Here is a 22,073-nt window from a genome sequence, read left to right as displayed (position 1 = left end):
GCCCTTCACCGACAGGGCGGTGGCTCCGGCCGTTTCACGAGCGGGTGCCGGTATGGAGTCCGGGCCTGGCGGTGTCACGCGGCGCGACGGCCGCGCCCGGAGGCCGCCCGGATGATCTCCGCGTACCGGTGGCCGCTGCCCTTGACCGTCCGGCGCTGCGTCCCGTAGTCGACATGCACCAGACCGAACCGCTTGTCGTAGCCGTACGCCCACTCGAAGTTGTCCATCAGCGACCAGGCGAAGTACCCGGCCAGCGGCGCGCCCTTCTCCACCGCCCGCGCGCAGGCCGCCAGATGCTCCTCCAGATAGCGGGTCCGCTCCGGGTCGTCGACCGTGCCGTCCGCCCGTACCGTGTCGGGGAAGGCCGCGCCGTTCTCCGTGACGTAGAGGCGCCGCGCGCCGTACTCCCCGGTCAGCCGGCCGAGCAGCTGCTCCAGGCCGTCCGCGTGCACCTCCCACCCCATGTGCGTGGTGCGGGCGTCGGCCACCTCGACCTGTCGTGCGTACGGTACGGGGCCGGTCGGATCGTCCCGGACGATCTGGCGGAAGTAGTAGTTCAGCCCCAGCCAGTCCAGCGGCGCCGCGATGGTCTCCAGGTCGCCGGGGCGCTCGGGCAGCTCCACCCCGTACAGCTCCCGCATGTCCGCCGGATAGCCGCGGCCGTGGATCGGGTCCAGCCACCAGCGGTTGGTGTGGCCGTCGGCCCGCACGGCGGCGGCGCGGTCCGCCTCGCTGTCGGTGGCGGGCTCGATCGGGCTGAGGTTGTTGACGATGCCGATCCGGGCGTCGGCGGAGGCGGCGCGGATCGCCTGGACGGCCAGGCCGTGTCCGAGGTGCAGATGGTAGGAGGCGCGCACGGCGGCCGTGAGATCGGTCAGCCCCGGCGCCATCCGGCCTTCGAGATGGCCGATCCACGACGAGCAGAGCGGCTCGTTGAGGGTCGCCCAGTCCTTCACCCGGTCGCCCAGGCGCCCGGCGACGACGGAGGCGTACGCGGCGAAGTGCTCGGCGGTCTCCCGGACCGGCCAGCCGCCCCGGTCCTGGAGGACCTGCGGCAGGTCCCAGTGGTAGAGGGTCGCGAACGGGGTGATCCCCGCCTCCAGCAACCCGTCCACCAGCCGGTCGTAGAAGTCGAGCCCCGCCTTGTTCACCGGCCCGTCGCCGCCCGGCACGATCCTCGGCCAGGCGAGGGAGAAGCGGTAGGCGCCGACGCCGAGCCGCCGCATCAGCGCGATGTCCTCGGGCACCCGGTGGTAGTGGTCGCAGGCGACGTCGCCGGTGTCACCGTTGTCGACCGCGCCGGGCGTGTGGGAGAAGGTGTCCCAGATGGAGGGGGTGCGGCCGTCCTCGGCCACCGCGCCCTCGATCTGGTACGCGGCGGTGGCGACGCCCCAGGTGAAGTCGGCCGGGAGGGCGTTGAGGTCGTTCACGTACTGCCTTTCCGCAGGGGGCACCCGGGGGTCGGCCGGGCGCCGGGGGGTCACTTGACGGCGCCGGCGGTCAGACCGGCGACGAGATAGCGCTGGAGGAGCAGGAACCCGGCGACCACCGGCACGCTGACGACCAGCGAGGCGGCCATGACCTGGTTCCAGTACACGTCGTTCTGGGTGGCGTAGCCCTGGAGCCCGACGGCCAGGGTGCGGGTGGCGTCGTTGGTCATGACGGAGGCGAAGAGCACCTCGCCCCAGGCCGTCATGAACGCGTAGACGCAGACCGCGACGATGCCGGGGGTCGCGGCCGGCACCACCACCCGGAAGAGCGCGCCGAACGCGCCGCAGCCGTCCACCATGGCGGCCTCGTCCAGATCCCTCGGGATGGAGTCGAAGTAGCCGATCAGCATCCAGATGGAGAAGGGCAGCGAGAACGTCAGATAGGTGAGGATCAGGCCGCCGCGCGACCCGTACAGGGCGATTCCCGTGGTGTTCCCGATGTTCACGAAGATCAGGAAGAGCGGCAGCAGGAAGAGGATGCCGGGGAACATCTGGGTGGAGAGCACGGTGACGGTGAAGACCCGCTTGCCCCGGAACCGGTAGCGGCTGACCGCGTACGCGGAGAACACCGCGATCACCACCGAGAGCACCGTCGCCGACCCCGCCACGATCAGCGAGTTCACGAAGTAGCGGGCCAGCGGGACGGTGTCCCAGATGTCGAAGTAGGGGCGGATCGTGAGATCGGTGGGGATCCACTGGAACTTCCCCGAGACGTCCTGGAGCGGCTTGAGCGAGCTGCTGATCATCACGTAGACGGGCAGCAGCGCGAAGACCGTCAGGAACGTGAGGACGACGCGCCGGGTCCACAGGAAGGACGCCGGCGGCGCGAGCGGGGAGCGCGGCCCGCCCCGGCGCGGGGTGCTAGACATCGGAGCCCTTCCTCCCACGGGTGGTGAGCAGCAGATAGACGGCTGTGACCAGCAGCAGGAAGAGCAGCAGGAGCACGGACATCGCGGAGCCCGAGCCGAAGTTCCAGGTGACGAACGACGACTGGTAGATATGGATCGAGATCAGATCGGCCGCTTCCGGCGCCGACTTGCCGAACAGCACGTAGGGCGTGTTGAAGTCGTTGAACGTCCAGAGGAACAGGACGAGCACCAGCACCTGGTTGACCGGACGCAGCGACGGCAGGGTGATCCGGCGGATCTGCTGCCAGATCCCCGCGCCGTCGATCGACGCGGCCTCGTACAGCTCGCGGGGGATGTTCTGGAGGCCCGCCATCACGATGAGGAAGGCGAACGGCCAGGACTTCCAGACGGCGACGACGATCAGCGCGTAGAAGCTGTTGTCGCCGATCAGCCAGAAGGACGGCTGGCCGGTCAGGCCGAGCTGGTCGTGCAGGACGTGGTTGACCAGCCCGTTGTCCCGCTGGAACATGAAGGCCCAGGTGATGACGGCCGCGTACACCGGCAGGGCGTACGGGACGAGGAAGACGGCCCGCAGGATGCCCCGGCCCCGGAAGCCCTCCTGGAGCAGGATCGCGGCGGTCACGCCGAACAGCCAGCACAGACCGACGGCGCACAGGCTGAACACACAGGTGACGAGGAAGGAGTGGAGCAGGGCCTGGCCGATCGGAGCGTCGAAGTCGACGGCGACGCGGTAGTTCTCCAGGCCCGTCCACGGCGCCTCGCCCCAGTTGCGGATGTAGAACTGGGTGAGCTGACGGAAGCTCATCACGATCCCGATGATCATCGGGATCAGATGGACGAGCAGTTCGAGCAGCACGGCCGGCAGGAGCAGCAGATAGGGCAGACCGGCGCGGCGGACACGGTCGGGGACGCGCGGCAGCCTCCGGCGCTTGTCCCCGCCGTCCGGTCCCTGCCCGCCCTCGGCCCGGTCCGTAGGGCCGGCCGTCACGGTGGCGGTCATGGTCGGGGCCTCAACTCTGCATCTGCTGCTGGGCCTTGGTCAGGCGGGCCCTGACCGACTCGGTGGTGACCGGCCGGCCGGCGGCGGCGTCGGCCCACAGCTCCTTGACGGCCGTGCCGACCGTCGTCTCGAACTGCGACTCGGACGCCACCTGCGGCAGCGGCGCGGCGCTGGTCGCGAGCGTGTCGCGCAGGACCTTCAGCTCCGGCGCGGAGAACGCCTCGTCCTCCTGGGCCGCCTTCACCGGCGGAATCGCGCCGTAGGTCTTGTTGAGGAGAATCTGTTCCGCGTCGCTCGTCATGAACTTGACGAACTTCTTCGCGCCGTCGATGTTCTTGGTGTTCTTGAAGACCGCCATGTTGATCCCGGCGACCATGGAGTTGGTGCTCTTGTCCGCGCCCGGGGCACCGGCCGGCACCGGTACGGGGGCGACGCCCCAGTCCGCGGGCTTCATGCCCTGCGAGGCGAAGGTGGAGGCGGCGGCCTGCCACAGCACCATCGCGGTCCTGCCCTTGGAGAAGTCCTGGAGGGACTGGTTCTGGGCGTACTCCGCGTTGCCCGGCGCGATGATCTTGTCCTTGGCCATGAAGTCCACGTACTGCTTCACGGCGGCGACCGCGCCGTCCGAGGTGAAGGTCGGCTTGCCCGCCGCGTCGAAGAAGTCGGCGCCGTGCTGCTTGGCGAGGACGAACACCTGGTGGATGTTGTTGGAGAGGTTGGCGCCCTCGGCGCCCAGCGCCCACGTGCCGTCCCCGGAGAGCTTCCTGCCGTCCTCGACCAACTCGTCCCAGGTGGCCGGGGGCGTGCTGATGCCCGCGTCGGCGAACATCTTCTTGTTGTAGTAGAGCGCGTAGGCCAGCGAGTACAGCGGTACGGCCGCGGGGTCCTGGTCCGCCGCGCCCGTGGAGCCGACCGCCGAGTCGACGAACCTGTCCCGGCCGCCGATCGCGTCGAAGTTCTTCTTGTCCCACGGCAGCAGCGCGCCGGTCGCCTGGAGCGAGGCCGACCAGGTGTTCCCGATGTTCAGCACGTCGGGGCCCTGACCCGAGGTGGTGGCGGCCAGGATCCGGTTGAGCAGATCCGCCCACGGGACGACTTCGAGCTTGACCGCGATGCCCGTCTCCTTCTCGAACTTCTTGAGTTCGGGGGTGAGTATCTTCTTGTCGGCCTCGATGCTGGGGCCCTGGTTGGACGCCCAGTAGGTGAGGGTCTTGGGCGCCTCGTTGCTGCCGCCGCCGGACGACGAACCGCCGCCGCATCCGGTGACGGTGGCGAGGACGCCGAGGACGGTGACGGCTGCCGCGGCTCTGACTCTGCGCATGTGCGTGGCCCCTCTTTGGGGATGGCCGTGTTCACGAGAGGAACCAACCTCGGACCAACGGCCTCCAAGACTTAATTTATGCCGTGATTTAAGAGGTGAGGGAAGGTCGCGTCAAGGCTTGCGACCGGGGTATGTTGCGTCGAGGGAAGGAGCACCATGGCGGAGCGTGACAGACGGACAGTGCGTGACCTGCGCCGGGGCAACCGGGCACGGATTGTGCAACGGTTGTATTTCGACGGTCCGCTGAGCCGCCAGGAGCTGGGCCCGGCCACCGGGCTGAGTTCCGGGTCCATCAGCAACGTCGTCGCCGAACTCGTCGCCGAGGGCCTCCTGGAGGAGGCCGGGGTGGTCGACTCGGACGGCGGCCGTCCGCGTACCCTGCTGCGGGTCGCCCCGGGCGGCGGGCTGCTGATCGGCATCGACATCGGGGAGACCCGGGTGCGGGTCGAGCTGTTCGACCTCACCCTCACCGAACTCGCCCGCACCGACCGGCTGCTGGCCCAGCACGGGTACGACGTCGACCGCGTCGTGGAACACGTGCGCACCGGCGTCGCCGATGTGCTGCGCGACGCGCAGGCCGACCCGGAGCGGCTTCTCGGTATCGGGATCGGGGTCCCCGGGATCATCGAACGCGGCGGCCCGGACGGCGACGTGGTCCACGGGCCGACCATCGGCTGGGACGCGGTCCCCTTCGAGGCGCTGCTGCGCTCGGCCCTCGACGTGCCCTCCGAGGTGCCGCTGTTCATCGACAACGGCGCCAAGACCCTGGGGCAGGCCGAGATGTGGTTCGGCGGCGGCCGGGGGACCGGTACCGCCGCCATCGCGCTCATCGGCTCGGGGATCGGCGCGAGCGTCGTGCACGGCGGCGCCCTGATCGAGGAGAGCGGCCGGGGCAGCGCCCTCGAATGGGGCCACACCACGGTACGGATGGGGGGCCGGCGCTGCCGCTGCGGTTCCATCGGCTGTCTGGAGGCGTACGCGGGCGCGGAGGCGATGCGCGAGCGCTGGCACGAGGCGGGCGGACCGCTCCCGGACGACGCGGACGACGAGACGGCGCTCGCCGCCCTGCTCGCCGCGGCCTTCCCGGGACCGGAGGGGCCCGAGCCCGACCCGGTCGCGGTCTCCCTGCTGGCGGACACGGCCGAGTGCCTGGGCGCGGCCCTGGGCGATCTGATCAATCTCTTCCTGCCGGAGCGTGTGCTCCTCGGCGGCTGGGCGGGGCTGCTGATCGGCCCTCGGCTGCTGCCGGAGATCCGCCGCCACGCGCGGGCGTACGCCCTCGCGCCCGCCCTGGCCCGTACCACGATCGAACTGGGCCGGCTCGGACCCGACGCGGTCACGGTGGGGGCGGCCACGCTGCCGCTCGCCGGGTTCCTGGAGCGCGGCGGCAGCAGGCCGCGGCCGGCCGGGCCCGCGGGCGAACCGGAGCCCGGCGGGGTGAGCGCGCCCCGGCGCTGGCAGCGCGCGCCGGCGACGGCGGCGGAGAGCCCCTGAGGTGACGGGGCGCCAGGCAGTGGCGGTCGGGTCGTGGCGGCCGGGTCGTGGCGGCCGGTAGCGGTCAGGCCGAGCCGCGTACCACCAGCGACGGCTCGAAGATCACCGAGGTGACGGCCCGGTCGGACCCGGCGAGCCGCTCCAGCAGCAGCCGCGCCATCCGCGCCGCCATCTCCTCCACCGGCTGGCGCACCGTGGTGAGCGGCGGGCGGCAGGAGAGGGCCGCGCTGCTGTCGTCGAACCCGATCACGGCGACGTCCTCGGGCACCCGCCTCCCGTGCTCCCGCAGCACATGGCAGGCGCCCACCGCCATCAGGTCGTTGGCCGCGAACACCGCGTCCAGATCGGGGTGTTCGGCCAGCAGCCGCGCCATCGCCGCCTCGCCGCTCTCCTGGGTGAACCGGCCCTCGGCGACGGGGATGTACGGATGCCCCCCGTCCGCCATCGTGTCGCGGAAGCCCGCCAGCCGCTCCTGCCCGGCGGGCACGTCCAGCGGTCCGGTGATCGTGGCGACCCGGCGGCAGCCGCGCGCGAGCAGATGCTCGGCGGCCAGGCGCGCGCCGTCGCGGTGGGCGAGATCCACGTAGCTGATCCGGGTGGGCCGGGCGGGGCGCGCGTAGAGCACGGCGGGCAGTCCCGCCTCCGTGATCAGGGCGGGCAGCGGATCCTCGGCGTGCGTCGAGACCACCAGCGCGCCGTCGGCGCTGCCCTGACGCAGATACGCGAGGACCTCCTCGCGGGCGCGCGAGGTCTCGGCGAACATCAGGACCGGATACATCCCGCGCGGCCGCAGATGGCTGACGACCCCGGTGACCACCCGGCCGAAGAACGGGTCGGCGAAGACCCGCGCGGTGAAGGAGCCGCTGCCGTCCTCGCCCCCGGCGCCGTCCGTGTCGCCGTCGTTGCCGGGCGCCGGATCCGGCGCGGGCCGGTCCTCGCGGGCCGGGTCCGGGTCGTCCCCGGCGCCCGAGACCACCAGCGCTATGGCGTCGGTCCTGCGGGTGACCAGCGAACGGGCCGCGCGGTTGGGCGCGTACCCGGTGGCGGCCACCGCCCGCCGGACCGACTCCTGGATCACCGGGTCGACATTGCGGACCCCGTTGACGACCCGCGAGACCGTGGCCCGGGAGACACCGGCGGCCCGCGCCACATCCTCCAGGGTGGGTGCGCCCGCCGGTCGCAGATCTTCCGTCATGGTCCCCTTTATAGCATTAATGGAGAGCGCTCTCCGGGGGCGTTTCCCGCGCCGCCGGGGACAGGGCCGTCACCGCGCGGAGCGGCAGGTCACCGGCCGACCGCCCGCAGAGCAGGGTCACCTCGCCCGGCTCCGTCACCCAGCGGTGCTCCCGCGTCGACCAGCGGGCCGCCGCCCGGCCGTCCACCCGTACCACCGCGACGGCCCGCTCGCCGGGGTCCGAGGTCACCGCCGTGTGCCCGACGAGCCGGGGCACCGGTGGCCCGCCGTCCGGCTCGGGCCCGGCCAGATAGAGCTGGACGACCTCGCGCCCCCGGCGCGCGCCCGTGTTGCGCAGCACGGCCCGCACCTCGAACGGCTCGCCCGCGCCCACCTCGGCGGGCACCTCCATCGACTCGTACGCCCAGGTCGTGTACCCGAGGCCGTGGCCGAACCAGTACGCGGGGACGGCGCCCGCGCGCAGCCAGGCCCGGTAGCCGATGAACGGGCCCTCGGCGTAAGGGAGTACGCCGCCCTCCGGGCGGGTGCGCAGGACGGGGGCGTCGTCCTCGGCGGCCGCCCAGGTCGTGGGCAGCCGGCCGCCCGGCTCCGCGCGCCCGAACAGCACATCGGCCAGCCCGGCCCCGGCCTCCTGCCCGGGGAACCAAGCGAGCAGCAGCGCGCGGGCCTCGTGGCGCCAGGGGAGGGTGACGGGGCCGCCCGTGTTCAGCACCACCACCGTGCGCGGATTGGCCCCGGCGACCGCCCGCACCAGCGCGTCCTGACCCTCGGGCAGCGCGAGCGTGTCCCGGTCGCGGCCCTCGGACTCGCTCTCCCGGGTCGCCCCCACGACCACCACAGCGACCTCCGCGTCCCGGGCCACGGCGACCGCCCGCTCGTGCTCCGCCACCGCGTCGCCCGGCGGCGGGGCGGCGGCCAGCACGGTGGCGACCCCCGTACCGGCGCCGAGCCCGCGCCTGACGACCAGCTCCACCTCCCGGCCCCCGGTCAGCGGCGCCCGGACGCGGCGGTAGGGCGGGTCGACATGGACCCGGGTCGGATCGTCGGAGTCCACCGGGAAGGTGCCGGTCAGCACGGTCCGGCCCGCGACCGACAGGGAGAGCGGACCCCAGCCGGCGACCGCCAGCGTCCAGGTGCCGTCCCGGTCGGGCCGGAACAGCGCCCGGATCTCCACGGTGTGCGCCCCCGGCACCTCGGCGGGCTCCACGATCCGCCCCGACAGCCGGTGCTCGGCGTGGAGTTCGGCCCCGGCCGCGTCCAGCAGCCGCACCAGCACGCCCGGTTCGCCGCCGCGCGGATCGCGGGTGTCCGCCCGGTCCAGCGGCCGGGGCAGGGTGCTCGACGGCAGCCCGGGGGCGTGCACCACCCGCGCGGTCCCGGCCAGTGCGGCCGTGATGCCCTCCAGCGGCGTGACCAGGGAGGCGGGGAACACCTCGGCGCTGCCGCCGCCCTGGATCCGTACGTCCGTCGCGTGCGGGCCGATCACCGCGACCGAGCGCAGCCGGGCCGGGTCGAGCGGCAGCAGGGAGCCCTCGTTGCGCAGCAGGACCGTCCCGGCGGCGACGGCCCGGCGCAGCAGTCCGCGCTCCCGCTGCCGCGCGTCGCTTCCTGATGGTCCGTCAGTTCCCTTGGCCGCGGCAGCCCATGACGTTCCGCCGATCGCCACCTCGGGCGGATCTTCCCACGCGCCCGCCCACGCGGCCAGCCGCAGCAGCCGCCGTACCTTCTCGTCGATCACCTCCACCGGCACGGCGCCCGCCTCCACGGCGGCGCACAGTCCGTCCGCCCAGGGGCTCGCCGGGCCCGGCATCGCCAGATCCTGCCCGGACCGCGCGGTGTCGAGCAGCGAGCGGACCGCGCCCCAGTCGGAGACGACCGGACCCTCGAAGCCCCACTCGTCCTTCAACGGCCGCTCCAGCAGCGGCCCCGCGCTCATGGTGCGGCCGTTGACGCGGTTGTACGCGGACATCACCACCCGTACCCCCGCCCCGACCGCCGCCTCGAAGGGGGCGAGATAGACCTCGCGCAGCGTCCGCTCGTCCACCCGCACGTCGACCGTCAGCCGGTCGGTCTCCGCGTCATTGGCGACGAAGTGCTTCGCGGTCGCCGCGACCCCGCCCGCCTGGATGCCCCGGATCAGGGCCGCGCCCGTACGCCCGGTCAGCAGCGGGTCCTCGGAGAAGCATTCGAAGTGGCGGCCGCCCAGCGGCGACCGGTGCAGATTGAGGGTCGGCGCGAGCAGCACGTCGACGCCCTTGCGCCGGGCCTCGGCGGCGAGCAACCCGCCCGCCTCGTGGACCAGTTCCTCGTCCCAGGACGCCGCGAGCGCCGTGGGGGAGGGCAGCACGAGCGCGGTGTCGCGTTCGTCCCAGGCCGTCCCGCGCACCCCGGCGGGCCCGTCGGAGAAGGTGAGGGCGCGCAGTCCGGCGGCCGGTTCCGCGTAGGTGCGCCAGGTGTCCGCGCCGGTGAGCAGCCGCACCTTCTGCCGGATGTCCAGCTTCTCCAGCAGACGGCCGATCTCGGCCCCGGTCAGCTCCGCCCCCATGGCTGCTCCCTCCGCGTACGTCGTGCGAACGTATGTGGGAGAGCGCTCTCCCCGGCGTCAAAAGGGTTGCCGGACGGCGTCCCCGTGTCAATGGCGGCAATTTCCGGCTCCCGCGGACACATCGGGCCCCGGAGTGGGACGCTGAGGGACGGCCGACGGCCCGCGTGCGGCGGGTGAAGGGGTGAGGTCTTGTCACGGTCCTTACTCAGCCCTTACGTTGGCCGCTCGCGACGAGTCCTACAGCCAGTGGGGGAACCAAGCCATGGCCGCAACCGGTCGGCACCGCCGATACCAGCCGAGCCGAATCAACCGCGCGTCGCTGACCGTCACGGCGGGCGGCGCGGGAATGGCGCTGCCGCTCATCGCGGCGGGCGCGGCGCACGGCGCTTCGGTGGACACCTGGGAGAAGGTCGCTGCCTGCGAGTCGACCAGCAACTGGCAGATCAATACCGCCAACGGCTATTTCGGCGGTCTCCAGTTCACCCAGTCCACCTGGGAGGCGTACGGCGGCGCACGGTTCGCCGCGCGCGCCGATCTCGCCACCAAGGACCAGCAGATCGCGATCGCGGAGAAGGTCCTCAAGGGGCAGGGCGCCGGAGCCTGGCCCGTCTGCTCGGTCCGGGCCGGACTGACCCGTGGCGGCGAGGCGCCCGACATCACGACCGGGAGCGACCGTTCCACCGGGAACACGCCCAGCGCCGAGACCCGGGCGCGCAGCGGGCCGATCGAGGTCAAGAGCGAGCCGGACGCGAGCCCCGCGAAAACCGGGACGAGCACGCGGAAGGCCGCGTCGCCCACCTCCGTACCGACCAAGCGCGAGGGTTACACCGTGGCGCGCGGCGACTCGCTCTCCGGGATCGCCGTCGAGGAGTCCGTCAAGGGCGGCTGGCAGCGGCTGTACGAGGAGAACCGCCGGCTCATCGGATCCGATCCCGACCTGATCTTCCCCGGCCAGAAGCTCGTCCTGCGGGTCCAGACCCCGGTGAAGGGCAGCGCCCCAGCCCCGCAGAAGCAGTCCGCGAAGCCGAAGACGGCCGAGAAGCCGAAGCAGACGGCGAAGCCCGAGGCGACCGCGAAGTCGAAGCAGGCCGAGAAGCCCAGGACCGAGGCGAAGACCGAGCACAAGCAGCAGGCCAAGGCACCGGCCCGCACCGAGACCGGTACCAAGTCCGGCGCGAAGAAGACCAGTACGCTCACCGCCCCGGTCGCCGCCTCCACCGGCACCCAGTACCGCCAGGCCGGCTCCTGGGCCAGCGGCTACCACACCGGTGTCGACTTCCCCGTGCCCACCGGCACCTCCGTCAAGGCAGTCGGCCCCGGCACGGTCGTCTCGGCGGGCTGGGCGGGGGCGTACGGCTACCAGGTCGTCATCCGGCACGCGGACGGCAAGTACAGCCAGTACGCGCACCTCTCCGCCCTCAACGTGCGCGAGGGCCAGACGGTCGGCGGCGGCCAGCGGATCGCGCGGTCAGGAACCACCGGCAACAGCACGGGACCGCATCTCCACTTCGAGATGCGTACGGGGCCCGGTTACGGATCCGACATCGACCCCCTCGCCTACCTGCGGGCCGGCGGAGTGCGCCTCTGAGTACCCGGCGCGCTCCGGCCGGGGCCCGGAGGTGAGCAGGATCAGCCCGCCCGCCGTCAGGACGCCCGCGCCGAGCGCCAGCAGCGTGCCGAGCAGCCCGTACCGGAACCCCTCGCCGAAGAGGGTGATGCCCACCGCCGCGGCGACCACCGGGTTGACGACGGTGACCGCCGCCAGGGGCGCGGCCAGCCCCGCGCCCCGGTAGGACGCCTGCGAGAGCAGCAGCCCGAGCGCCGCGAGGGCGGCGATGACCAGCATGCTGGGTACCTGTACGGTCGCCCCGCGCGAAGTCCAGTCCACGGCGACGGTCTTGGTGAAGACCGAGCCGATACCGAACGCCACCCCGGCGGACCCGGCCAGCAGCAGACTCCGCACGGCGGGCCGGTGCACGAGCTGCGCGGTCAGGAAGAGCAGCCCCACCCCGGCGAAAGTGGCCGCCGTCAGAATCACCCGCTCCAGGCCGTCCAGCGAGTGGGCGTCGGTGGAGCCCGTCAGCGCGAGCAGCCCCGCCAGCCCCGCCGTCGTCATGATCGCGCCGCGCCACGCGGTGCGCCCGGCACCCCTGCCCACGAACAGCGCCGCCAGGGGCAGCGCGAAGACGATGGTGAGCGCGCCGAGCGGCTGCACCAGACTGAGCGGCCCGAACGCCAGCGCCGCGACATGGAGCACCGCCCCCAGCCCGTTCAGGGCCACGGCGGCCCACCACACCCCGTGGTGCAGGGGTGCGTAGGGCCGGTCGGGAGTGGCTGTCGCGACCCGTTCCTGGAGAATGGCCCCGGACGCGTAGACGATCGCGGAGACCAGGGACAGCAGGACGGACAGGGCCAGAGCACTCATGCCGTCCACGATCTCCCGGACGGGGAGTTTCGTCGTCGTCCTGTAGTTGGCAATCCGGTGTACTGCTCCAGTTGTAGGGCGCACCGCCGATGTCCACCCGCAGACGGTATCGACCCAGGTCAACGTCGGTAACGGCGAGCCGGGCCGAGACGCCTGCCCGGGCGTCCCGGCCCGTGGTCAGAGCATCCGGCGCCGCCGCCCCAGCCAGGTCTGCGCGATCACCACCACCGCGAGGAACGCGCCGCTGACGACCTGCTGGTACGCGGAGTCCAGCGAACCGATCTGGTTGATGACGTTCTGGATGACCTTCAGCAGCAGCACCCCCACCAGCGACCCGCTGATGAACCCGAAGCCGCCGGTCAGCAGGGTGCCGCCGATGACCACGGCGGAGATCGCCTCCAGCTCCATACCGGTGCCGAGAATGGTCACCCCGGAGACCAGCCAGGCCGCGTTGAGCGCTCCGGCGAGCCCCGCGCAGAGCCCGGAGAGCGTGTAGACGGCGATCTTCGTACGGGCCACCGGGGCGCCCATGAGGGCCGCGGCGTCCTCGTTGCCGCCGACCGCGTACACGTACTGCCCGAAGCGGCTGCGGCGCAGCGCCAGCGCGCCCAGCACGAAGAGGGCCACCGTGATCCACACCGGCACGCCGATGCCGAGCAGGGTGTCCTGGCCCAGCCGCGCGAAGAACGAGGTGTCGTCGACCAGATAGGTCGTCGAGCCCTCGTCGGTGACCGACAGCAGCACCCCCCGCGCCAGCAGCATCGCGGCGAGGGTCACGATGAACGGCGCGAGCCGGGCCCGCGCGATCAGCAGGCCGTTGACCATGCCGATCAGTCCGCAGACCGCGAGCGGGAGCAGCAGCGCGACCACGGTTCCGTACTGCGATCCCCAGGCCGCGAGCACCCCGCCGAGCGCGAACAGCGACCCCACGGAGAGGTCGATGCCGCCGGTGATGATCACGAAGGTCATGCCGAGGGCGACCACGGCGAGGAAGGCCGAGGAGACCGCCATGTTCTCCAGGTTGTCGCCGGTCAGAAAGGTGTCGAAGCCGATGGAGGCGGCGAGCGCCACCAGCACGAGCGTGACGAGCGCGCCGTGTTGTTGGGCGAGCGCGCTGAACCGTTCGCCCCGGCTCGCGCCGAGCGGCTCCGCGCGCGCCGGCGCGGGCGCGCTCTCGGTCGTCGTGGTCCGCACAGCGGTCACCGCTTCCCCCGTTCCCGCGCCGCGTACACCGCGAGCACGATCACCACGGCCTGGGCGATCTGCGTCCAGGACGGCGGCAGATCGTGCTTGATGAGTGTGGCGGTCAGCAACTGGATCAGTACGGCGCCCGCCACGGTGCCGCCGATCCGGATCCGGCCGCCGGTCAGGGGCGTGCCGCCGACCACCACCGCGGTGATCGCCGACAGCTCCATCAGGGTGCCCAGCGAGGTCGGGTCGCTCGCCTGGAGCCGGGCGGTGGCCAGCACGCCCGCGATCGCCGCGAGCACGCCCGAGCAGACGTAGACGAGGATCAGCACCCGGCGCACCGGCAGACCCGCCAGCCGCGCGGCCGGCCGGCTGTCCCCGATCGCCAGGAGCTGCCGGCCGAAGGTGGTGCGCCGTACGGTGAAACCGACCGCCAGCGCCAGCGCGGCCGCGATCAGTACCAGATACGGGACACCGAACAGATCGCCGGAGCCGAGCGCGGCCAGGCCCGGGTCCCGTACGTCCTTCAGCTGCGGCAGCAGCACCAGCGCGATGCCGCGCCCCGCGACCATCAGCGCGAGGGTCGCCACGATGGGCTGCACCCCGATGAAGGCGATCAGCGAGCCGTTGGCGAGACCGATCACCGCCCCGCCGAGCACGGCCACGATCAGCGCGATCCACGGCCCGTAGCCGAGATAGAGCGAGAGCAGGGACGTGGAGAGCGCCATCACCGAGCCGACGGACAGATCGACGCCCTCGCTGCCGATGGCCAGCGCCATCCCGAGCGCCACGATCAGCACCGGCGCGACCTGCACGGCCTGGGTACGGAAGTTCTCGGCGGACAGGAAGTGCGGGGTGAACGCGACGTTGGCGAGCAGCAGCACGGCCACGCCCGCGTACACGCCGTACTCCTGAAGGAACGTCAGCACCCGGGCGCGGTCCAGGGGGACGCGCCGGGGCGCCGTCAGCTCACTCATCCCCGTCCCCCTCCGCTCCGGGTGCGCGCTCCGCCGCGATCGCGTGCAGCAGCCGCTCCTCGGTGACCTCGGCACCGCTCAACTCCGCCACCACCGCTCCGTCCTTGAGGACCACGACCCGGTCGGAGCCCTCGATCAGCTCCTCCATGTCGGACGAGATCAGCACCACCGCGAGCCCCTCGTCGGCGAGTTCGTCGATCAGCCCCTGAACCTCGGCCTTGGCGCCGACGTCGATGCCCCGGGTGGGCTCGTCCAGGAGCAGTACCTTCGGCCGCATGGCGAGCCAGCGGGCGAGCAGCACCTTCTGCTGGTTGCCCCCGGACAGCTCGCCGACCTTCTGGTGCGGGCCGGACGCCTTGATCCGCAGCCGCTTCATGAAGGTGTCCACCAGCCGGTCGATCCGGGCGTCGTCCACCAGTCCGAAGCGGGAGAGTCCGGGGAGCGCGGCCAGGGCGATGTTCTCGCGCACGGACAGACCGGGCACGATGCCCTCGGCCTTGCGGTCCTCGGGCAGCAGGCTGATACCCGCCCTGATCGCCGCGGGCGTGGAGCCGCCGCGTACCGGCGCCCCCGCCACCAGTACCCGGCCCGAGTCGGTGGGCAGCGCCCCGGCGATGGCCCGCGCGGTCTCGCTGCGGCCCGAGCCGAGCAGCCCGCCCAGGCCCACCACCTCGCCGGGACGGACCCGGACCGAAACCGCACGCAGTTGATGACTGACCGTCAGATCTGTTGCTTCGAGCACGGGTTCGCCGCCGGTGTCGTGCGCGCCGGTGAATTTCGTGAGCCCTTCGCCGCGCACCTCGCTCATCTCGCGCCCCAGCATCAGGGAGACCAGCCGCAGCCGGTCGAGATCCGCGATCGGGCCGGTGTGGACCCGCTTGCCGTCCCGCAGCACGGTGACGGTGTCGCAGACCTCGTACAGCTCGTCGAGCCGGTGGCTGACATAGACCACCGCGATCCCGCGCTCCTTGAGCATCCGGATCACACCGAACAGGGTGCTGACCTCGCGCGGTTCGAGCGAGGAGGTGGGCTCGTCCATGATGACCACCCGCGCGTCGACCGAGACGGCCCGCGCGAGCGCCACCATCTGCTGGGCACCGACCCCGAGCGAGCGCAACGGCCGCCGTACGTCCACCCGCAGGCCGAGCCCGCCCAGCGCCTCGGCGGCCTCGCGGTGCATCCGGCCGAAGTCGATCAGGCCGAGCCTGCCGCGCGGCTCGCGCCCCAGGAAGAGGTTGCGGGCCACGGACATCAGCGGGACGAGATTGACCTCCTGGTAGATGGTGGAGATCCCGGCGTGCTGCGCCTCCAGCGGGGTGGCGAACCGTACCGGCCCGCCCCGGAAGGTGATCTCGCCCCGGTCCGGCCGGTACACCCCGGTGAGCAGCTTGATGAGGGTGGACTTGCCCGCCCCGTTCTCGCCGATCAGCGCGTGGACCTCGCCGGGCCCGACGGCGAAGTCCACGCCGTCGAGCGCCCGCGCGCCGGGGAAGGATTTGGTCAGTCCGCGCACCGACAGCAGGTCGGATGTCACTGACGTCACGTCAGAAAGCCTTGTCCAGATCGGCCTTGGCGTTCTCGCCGGTGTAGGCGCTGTCCTGGATGACGATGTCCTGGTCGACCTTGTCGCCCTTGGTGAAGGTGTCGAGCGTCTCGAAGGCGAGGGGGCCGAACCGCGGGTTGGACTCGATGACCCCGGAGATCCAGCCGTCCACGATGGAGCGCACCGCGTTGCGGGTGCCGTCGACCGTCACGATCTTGACGGCGCCGGGCTTCTTGCCCGCGCTCTTGAGGGCGTTGACGGCGCCGAGTCCCATCTCGTCGTTCTCGGCGTAGATCCCGGTGATGTCCGGGTTGGACTGGATGAGCTGCTCGGTGACCTGCTGGCCCTTCTCCCGGGCGAACTCGCCCGTCTGCTCGAACACCACGTCGAGGTCGGGGGCCTTCTCCTTGATCCGGTCCTTGAACCCCTTGGTCCGCTCGGTGGTGACATTGTTCCCGGCCGCGCCGAGCAGGATGGCGACCTTGCCCTTCCCGCCGGTCGCCTCGATCATCTGATCCGCCGCGCGGCTGCCCTGCTCGATGAAATCCGAGCCGATGAAGCTCACATAGTCCTTGCAGGCGGTCGCGTTGATCTTCCGGTCGATGGTCACGATCGGGATCTTCTTCGCCGCCGCCGCGCGCAGCACCGGACCCCAGCCGTCCGAGTTGAGCGGCGCGATCACCAGCAGGTCCGCGCCCTTGGCGATCAGGTCCTGGACATCGCTGATCTGCTTGGAGAACTGCGACTGGGCGTTGGCCGTGAGGAGTTTGACGCCCCGGCGCTTCGCCTCCGCCTTGATCGAGGCGGTCTCGGCGATCCGGAAGGGGTTGGCCTCCTTCTCGGACTGGGAGAAGCCCACGGTGGCGTCGGCGAGGTCGGACTTCGTGCCGCCGAACTGGTCGACGGTGCAGGTGGCGGTCTTGCCCGCGCCGGGAGTGGCGACGACCTGACCGCCGCCGCTCCCGGTCGCGGTGGCGGAGTCGCCGGCCTCGTCGGACTCGGACTTGGCGCATCCGGCGAGCGCGAGGGAGGCGACCAGGCTCGCGGCGAGAACAGCTGTGGTGGTGGAACGGCGGACGGCGGAAGACTTCATGGCGGAACCCCATCTCGGCGCGGCCCCGCGCGAAAGCACGCGGAGGTCCGGCTCGTACGGTCTGCTGGTCGGCATGGTCCTGCTGCGATCGTTCGATGGGTTTTTACATCGTTGTACGGAGCCTGTAAACCCCACGCGTCATAACAGCCCTCCGCGCGGGGTCATCGCCCGCCGATCGTGCTCTCCCGCTCCACCAGCCGGAAATCCGCCCGGAGTTCGCGCGCACCGCCCGGTCCGGCGGGCCCGCCGGGGGCGGCCGGACCCGGCTCACCGCGCAGCCGTTCCACCACGCACCGTACGGCGAGCCGCGCGATGGTGTGCTTGTCCGGCGAGATGGTGGTCAGGGTCACCGCGCCGTAGCGGCCCTCGGAGATGTCGTCGAACCCGACCACCGCGACATCGTCCGGCACCCGCAGCCCCCGCTCCGAGAGCACCCGCATCGCGCCGATCGCGATCAGGTCGTTGTACGCGAAGACCGCGTCCGGCCGCTCGCCCGAGTCCAGCACGGCCGCCATCGCCGCCGCGCCGTCCGCGTGCTCCCAGCCGCCCGTCGCGGCGATCAGCGAGTCGGGCGCGGGCAGCCCGGCCGCCGCCAGCTCCGCCCGCCAGCCGCGCACGCGCAGCTGGGAGGGCTCGTTGACCCGGTCCGTGCGCGCCCCCAGGAAGACGATCCGCGACCTGCCGAGACCGAGCAGATGCCGCACCGCCGTCCTGGCCGCCGCGACGTTGTCGATCGCGATGTGGTCGTACGGCAGGTCGTACTCGCGCTCGCCGAGCAGCACCAGCGGGGCGTCGTGGTCCCGGGCGAGCAGATCCTCGCGCTCCAGCTCGATGGGGCTCAGGATCAGCCCGTCGATGACCCGGGCCCGGAACCCCTGGCTGACGAGAACCTCCTGCTCGCGGCGGCCCCCGGTGTGGTCGAGCAGCACGGTGTAGTCGTGCTCGGCCGCCGCGTCGATGACCGCGCCGGCCAGCTCGGCGAAGTACGGATTGCCCAGCTCGGGGACGGCCAGCGCCAGGATGCCGGTACGACCCTTCCGCAAATGACGGGCCGTCAGATTGGGCCGGTAGCCCAGCTCGTCGATGGCCCGCTGGACCCGGGAGCGCATCGCGGGAGTGACGTGCGGGTAGTTGTTGACCACGTTCGAAACGGTCTTGATCGAGACGCCCGCGCGTTCCGCGACGTCCTTGAGGCTGACGGACACCGACACTTCCCCTCCGGGGCCGACCCGCGGGCCCGCCCTCATGGCCATGGTGCGCGATGGTGTACAGCGGGTCCAGGGCGCACGGAACCGCACCTTGTCATGACCCTGGACATCGAGCGGAACGGCGTGCTGTCATGCCAACTGCCGTTCCTTCCAACGTTGTACAGACTGACGCAGCGAGCCGCCACCCTCTCATCGCAAGGAGGATTTGTGCGCATCCGAAGAAAACTGGCCCTCTTGCTCGCCGCCGTGCTGGGCGTCGCCGGGCTCTCCGCCGCCCCCGCGGCCTCGGCCTCGGACCCGCCGGTCGAGGCCCACGGCCTCAAGGGCGAGTACTACACCCAGTCGGCCCCCGGAGCCTTCGACTTCCACGAACTCAAGGCCACCGCCTTCGACCCGACCATCGACTTCGGCAATCTGGAACCCCGGCTGAGCGCCACCACCGGCCGCACGACCGATGTCAACGCCCGCTGGACCGGGAAGATCGTGCCGGCCACCACCGGCGCGCACACCTTCTCGATGATCGGCGACAACGGATTCCGGCTCTGGGTCGACGGCCGGCTCACCATCGACCACTGGGTCGACGACTGGGACAAGGAACAGACCGCCCAGCCCGTCGATCTCACCGCGGGCCGGGCCTACGACATCAAGGTGGAGTACTTCCAGCACTACGGCGGCGCCAACCTCCGGCTGCGCTGGACCGAGCCCGGCGGCAGCAAGCAGCCGGTGCCCCAGTCGGCGTTCCGGCTGCCGGACGGCTACGCGTACGACGGCGCCCTCGCCGCCACCGTGCTGCCGGACGGCCGCACCCTGCGGCTCGACTTCGCCCAGAAGCTCGCCGCGCCGCGCGCCGGGGCCCTCGCCGGACTGCGGGCCGTCATCGGCGGCGCCGAATGGCCGCTGGGCACCGTCAAGCGGGACCCGAAGGACGCCCGGCGGCTGCTGGTCACACTCAAGGAACCCGTCGTCGGCAAGGGCGGCACCGCCGATGTGCGCTACGACGGCACGGGCGGTCTCGTCTCCCAGCAGGGCAAGCGGGTCGAGGCGTTCTGGAGCAGCGGGCCCAACCACTCGGAGTACGAGCTGACCACCCCCTGGGCCAAGGACGTCGGCCCGAAGAACGCCCACCCCGAGTACCCGCGCCCGCAGCTCACCCGAGACGCCTGGCAGAACCTCAACGGGCAGTGGCAGTTCGCCGCGGCGAAGAAGGGCGAGAGCCCGCCGTTCGGCAGGACGCTGGGCGAGAAGATCCTCGTCCCGTACCCCGTGGAGTCCCAGCTCTCCGGCGTCGAGCGGCACGAGGACCGGATGTGGTACCGCCGTACCTTCACCGTCCCGGCCAACTGGCAGGTCGGCAAGGGCAAGCGGCTCAACCTCAACTTCGACGCCGTCGACTGGCAGGCCGAGGTCTACGTCAACGGCAGGAAGGTCATCGAGCACAAGGGCGGCTACGACCGGTTCAGCGCCGATGTCACCGACGCGCTGAAGCCCGGCCGCACCCAGGAGCTGATCGTCGGCGTCTACGACCCGACCGACGCCAAGGACGGCGAGAATCCGCCCATCGGCAAGCAGCGCCTCGACCCGAGCGGCATCTGGTACACCCCCTCCTCCGGGATCTGGCAGACCGTCTGGATGGAGCCCGTCGCGGCCGACCACATCGGCTCCCTCAAGCTCACCCCCGACGTGCCGGGCCAGAAGCTCGCCGTCGAGGTGCGCGGCCTGAGCGACGGGATACCGGTGACGGCCACCGCCTACAACGGCAAGCGCAAGGTCGCCACGGTCTCCGGCCGCAGCGGTACGGCGCTGAGCGTGCCCGTCCGCGACCCCCGTCTCTGGTCGCCCGACGATCCGCATCTGTACCGGCTGGAGGTGAAGGCCGGGGCGGACACCGTCGGCAGCTACTTCGGGATGCGCTCCATCGCGGTCGAGAAGGTGGACGGCACCCCGCGCACCCTCCTCAACGGCAAGCCCACCTTCCTGATGGCCACCCTCGACCAGGGCTTCTGGCCGGACGGACTGCACACAGCGCCGACCGACGAGGCGCTCGCCTTCGACCTCAAGGAGCACAAGAGGCTCGGCTACAACTCCGTGCGCAAGCACATCAAGGTCGAACCCGACCGGTGGTTCTACTGGGCGGACCGGCTCGGGCTCCTCGTGTGGCAGGACATGCCCGCGATGAACACGATCACCCCGAACACGGAGTCCCGCGCCCAGTACGAGCGCGAGATGAAGAAGATGATCGACCAGCACAGCAGCAGCCCCTCGGTGATCATGTGGGTCACCTTCAACGAGGGCTGGGGCCAGTACGACCAGGCCCGGGTCGCCGACCAGGCCAAGGCGTGGGACCCGACCCGGCTCATCAACAACATGAGCGGCGTCAACTGCTGCGGCGCGGTGGACGGGGGCAACGGCGACATCGCCGACGCCCACGGCTATCCGAGCGCGCAACTGCCGGCCCCCGACGGCAGACGGGCGCTGGTCGCCGGTGAGTACGGCGGTCTCGGCCTCGCCGTGCCGGGCCACGCCTGGCCGGTGCAGCACACCTATGTGGGCGTCGACCAGGCCGCGTACACCGACGCGTATCTGGCCGAGCTGGACAAGGTGCGCACCCTCGCCTGCCGGGGCGGCAACGGCGCGGTCTACACCCAGATCACCGATGTGGAGGGCGAGCTGAACGGACTGCTCACCTACGACCGCAAGGTGATGAAGCCCGACGTGAAACGGCTCAAGGCGGCCCATGACGCACTGATCCGCGACGCCTCGGACCCGTCCTCGATGGAGTGCGCCACCTCCTGACCGAGCGGCGAGAACGGCCCCGGTCCCTGCCTCCCCGCAACGGACCGGGGCCACCCGCGCGCCCGGACGGGCGCGGCCCGGGACGCGGGAGCGGGGAATCCGTCCCGGTGGCCGGACGCCGGGAATAGAGCGCCGGAGATCCGCATTTCCCCTCTGTCACCGGAAGAGTCGACGATCGAGGTCAGCGCGCATGAGTGGTACCCGGCAGTCCGTACAGCATCCGCGGGACCGGCCCGCGGGCTCCGCCGACGCCGCGCCCCACCCGCTGGACCGGCCCGCGTACTCCGCGCTCACCGGAGCCCACGCGCACCTCGCCGAGCGGCGCGGCCGGCTGCTGCGCTACCTGCCCGACGTCTCGCCGTGGCTGGCGCTGCCCGAGGACGCCGACGCCGCGGACTGGGCCGACGCCGCCGCGCTCGCGGGCCCCGGCGGAGGCATCGTGCTCGCCGGATACCTGGGCGCCGTGCCGGACGGCTGGGAGGTCACCTTCCGCGCCGAGGGCGTCCAGCTCGTCGACGCCGGACTCGCCACCGCGCCGGACGCCGAGGCCGTACGGCTCGGCCCGGCCGAGGTGCCCGAGATCCTCGACCTGGTGGAGCGCACCCGGCCCGGACCGTTCCTGCCGCGCACCATCGAGATGGGCACGTATCTGGGGATCCGGCGCGACGGCGTGCTCGCCGCGATGGCGGGGGAGCGGATGCGCCCGGACGGCCACACCGAGATCAGCGCCGTCTGCACCGCCCCGGAATTCCGCGGCCAGGGTCTCGCGGCCCGGCTCGTCCTGGCGGTCGCCGACGGCATCAGGGAGCGCGGCGAGATCCCGTTCCTGCACGCCGCCGCCGACAACACGAACGCCGTCAGGCTGTACGAGAAGCTCGGATTCGCGCTGCGCCGCACGACCCGGTTCGTCGCGGTCCAGGTACCGGGCTGAG

Annotated in this window: 16 protein-coding genes; 4 read left to right on the top strand and 12 right to left on the bottom strand. The window is 72.0% G+C overall.

Annotated features, from left to right (window positions below; genetic code table 11):
* Nucleotides 1–74: 74 nt before the first annotated feature.
* From OG627_RS03550 to OG627_RS03535, 4 genes are read right to left on the bottom strand one after another with little or no spacing between them, the layout of a single operon-like run.
* A complete protein-coding gene (locus OG627_RS03550) occupies nt 75–1,430 on the bottom strand; it encodes a GH1 family beta-glucosidase (RefSeq protein ID WP_329061311.1) in 1,356 nt (451 codons plus the stop codon).
* Between the two features lie 50 nt (nt 1,431–1,480).
* Entirely contained in the window at nt 1,481–2,359 is an 879-nt protein-coding gene (locus OG627_RS03545) for a carbohydrate ABC transporter permease (RefSeq protein ID WP_329061309.1), read from the bottom strand.
* The gene (locus OG627_RS03540; protein WP_329061307.1) at nt 2,352–3,359 is read right to left on the bottom strand and encodes a carbohydrate ABC transporter permease; all 1,008 of its coding nucleotides are present in this window, start codon (nt 3,357–3,359) and stop codon (nt 2,352–2,354) included. Before OG627_RS03540 ends, OG627_RS03545 begins: the two co-directional genes overlap by 8 nt.
* A 10-nt stretch (nt 3,360–3,369) precedes the next feature.
* Complete coding sequence (locus OG627_RS03535; protein WP_329061305.1) at nt 3,370–4,680, bottom strand: ABC transporter substrate-binding protein; 1,311 nt, start codon at nt 4,678–4,680, stop codon at nt 3,370–3,372.
* A 156-nt stretch (nt 4,681–4,836) separates the two neighbouring features.
* On the opposite strand from OG627_RS03535, the gene OG627_RS03530 reads away from it, so the two are divergent.
* Nucleotides 4,837–6,174, top strand: coding sequence for an ROK family transcriptional regulator (locus OG627_RS03530; protein ID WP_329061303.1), 1,338 nt, complete (start codon nt 4,837–4,839; stop codon nt 6,172–6,174).
* A 64-nt stretch (nt 6,175–6,238) separates the two neighbouring features.
* Here the strand turns inward: OG627_RS03530 and OG627_RS03525 are convergent, their stop codons facing one another.
* On the bottom strand, nt 6,239–7,369 hold the full coding sequence (locus tag OG627_RS03525; RefSeq protein ID WP_329061301.1) for a LacI family DNA-binding transcriptional regulator: 1,131 nt from the start codon (nt 7,367–7,369) through the stop codon (nt 6,239–6,241).
* A gap of 16 nt (nt 7,370–7,385) precedes the next feature.
* A complete protein-coding gene (locus OG627_RS03520) occupies nt 7,386–9,914 on the bottom strand; it encodes a glycoside hydrolase family 3 C-terminal domain-containing protein (RefSeq protein WP_329061299.1) in 2,529 nt (842 codons plus the stop codon).
* A gap of 262 nt (nt 9,915–10,176) precedes the next feature.
* On the opposite strand from OG627_RS03520, the gene OG627_RS03515 reads away from it, so the two are divergent.
* Complete coding sequence (locus OG627_RS03515; RefSeq protein WP_329061297.1) at nt 10,177–11,502, top strand: transglycosylase family protein; 1,326 nt, start codon at nt 10,177–10,179, stop codon at nt 11,500–11,502.
* On the opposite strand, the gene OG627_RS03510 is transcribed toward OG627_RS03515, so the two are convergent.
* From OG627_RS03510 to OG627_RS03485, 6 genes are all read right to left on the bottom strand, one after another.
* Entirely contained in the window at nt 11,383–12,339 is a 957-nt protein-coding gene (locus OG627_RS03510) for a DMT family transporter (protein WP_329061294.1), read from the bottom strand. The genes OG627_RS03515 and OG627_RS03510 overlap by 120 nt on opposite strands.
* Before the next feature lie 177 nt (nt 12,340–12,516).
* Nucleotides 12,517–13,533 (bottom strand): ABC transporter permease, encoded by a 1,017-nt coding sequence (locus tag OG627_RS03505; RefSeq protein WP_329072325.1) that lies wholly within the window; start codon nt 13,531–13,533, stop codon nt 12,517–12,519.
* 5 nt (nt 13,534–13,538) lie between these two features.
* Nucleotides 13,539–14,504: an ABC transporter permease gene (locus OG627_RS03500; protein ID WP_329061292.1), complete on the bottom strand. Its 966-nt coding sequence runs from the start codon at nt 14,502–14,504 to the stop codon at nt 13,539–13,541.
* Complete coding sequence (locus OG627_RS03495; protein ID WP_329072323.1) at nt 14,497–16,026, bottom strand: sugar ABC transporter ATP-binding protein; 1,530 nt, start codon at nt 16,024–16,026, stop codon at nt 14,497–14,499. Before OG627_RS03495 ends, OG627_RS03500 begins: the two co-directional genes overlap by 8 nt.
* A gap of 22 nt (nt 16,027–16,048) precedes the next feature.
* Entirely contained in the window at nt 16,049–17,140 is a 1,092-nt protein-coding gene (locus OG627_RS03490; RefSeq protein WP_329061290.1) for an ABC transporter substrate-binding protein, read from the bottom strand.
* Between the two features lie 161 nt (nt 17,141–17,301).
* Nucleotides 17,302–18,345, bottom strand: a complete 1,044-nt coding sequence (locus OG627_RS03485; RefSeq protein ID WP_329061288.1) for a LacI family DNA-binding transcriptional regulator — start codon at nt 18,343–18,345, stop codon at nt 17,302–17,304.
* A gap of 210 nt (nt 18,346–18,555) precedes the next feature.
* On the opposite strand from OG627_RS03485, the gene OG627_RS03480 reads away from it, so the two are divergent.
* A complete protein-coding gene (locus OG627_RS03480) occupies nt 18,556–21,141 on the top strand; it encodes a PA14 domain-containing protein (RefSeq protein WP_329061286.1) in 2,586 nt (861 codons plus the stop codon).
* A 190-nt stretch (nt 21,142–21,331) separates the two neighbouring features.
* Nucleotides 21,332–22,072 carry a GNAT family N-acetyltransferase gene (locus tag OG627_RS03475; RefSeq protein ID WP_329061284.1) on the top strand — a complete coding sequence of 247 codons (741 nt, stop codon included), beginning with the start codon at nt 21,332–21,334 and terminating at the stop codon, nt 22,070–22,072.
* Nucleotide 22,073 lies beyond the last annotated feature (1 nt).

This window comes from Streptomyces sp. NBC_01429, from assembly GCF_036231945.1.
Lineage (GTDB): Bacteria > Actinomycetota > Actinomycetes > Streptomycetales > Streptomycetaceae > Streptomyces.
Note: the sequence above shows the minus strand (reverse complement) of the source record. Positions and strands in the feature narration are given on the sequence as shown.

Excerpts from the sequence above, each read along its gene's own strand:
- OG627_RS03530 (WP_329061303.1), top strand. The coding sequence starts at position 4,837 with ATGGCGGAGCGTGACAGACGGACAGTGCGTGACCTGCGCCGGGGCAAC.
- OG627_RS03520 (WP_329061299.1), bottom strand. The coding sequence starts at position 9,914 with ATGGGGGCGGAGCTGACCGGGGCCGAGATCGGCCGTCTGCTGGAGAAG.
- OG627_RS03525 (WP_329061301.1), bottom strand. The coding sequence starts at position 7,369 with ATGACGGAAGATCTGCGACCGGCGGGCGCACCCACCCTGGAGGATGTG.
- OG627_RS03510 (WP_329061294.1), bottom strand. The coding sequence starts at position 12,339 with ATGAGTGCTCTGGCCCTGTCCGTCCTGCTGTCCCTGGTCTCCGCGATC.
- OG627_RS03500 (WP_329061292.1), bottom strand. The coding sequence starts at position 14,504 with ATGAGTGAGCTGACGGCGCCCCGGCGCGTCCCCCTGGACCGCGCCCGG.
- OG627_RS03490 (WP_329061290.1), bottom strand. The coding sequence starts at position 17,140 with ATGAAGTCTTCCGCCGTCCGCCGTTCCACCACCACAGCTGTTCTCGCC.
- OG627_RS03475 (WP_329061284.1), top strand. The coding sequence starts at position 21,332 with ATGAGTGGTACCCGGCAGTCCGTACAGCATCCGCGGGACCGGCCCGCG.
- OG627_RS03540 (WP_329061307.1), bottom strand. The coding sequence starts at position 3,359 with ATGACCGCCACCGTGACGGCCGGCCCTACGGACCGGGCCGAGGGCGGG.
- OG627_RS03535 (WP_329061305.1), bottom strand. The coding sequence starts at position 4,680 with ATGCGCAGAGTCAGAGCCGCGGCAGCCGTCACCGTCCTCGGCGTCCTC.
- OG627_RS03515 (WP_329061297.1), top strand. The coding sequence starts at position 10,177 with ATGGCCGCAACCGGTCGGCACCGCCGATACCAGCCGAGCCGAATCAAC.
- OG627_RS03545 (WP_329061309.1), bottom strand. The coding sequence starts at position 2,359 with ATGTCTAGCACCCCGCGCCGGGGCGGGCCGCGCTCCCCGCTCGCGCCG.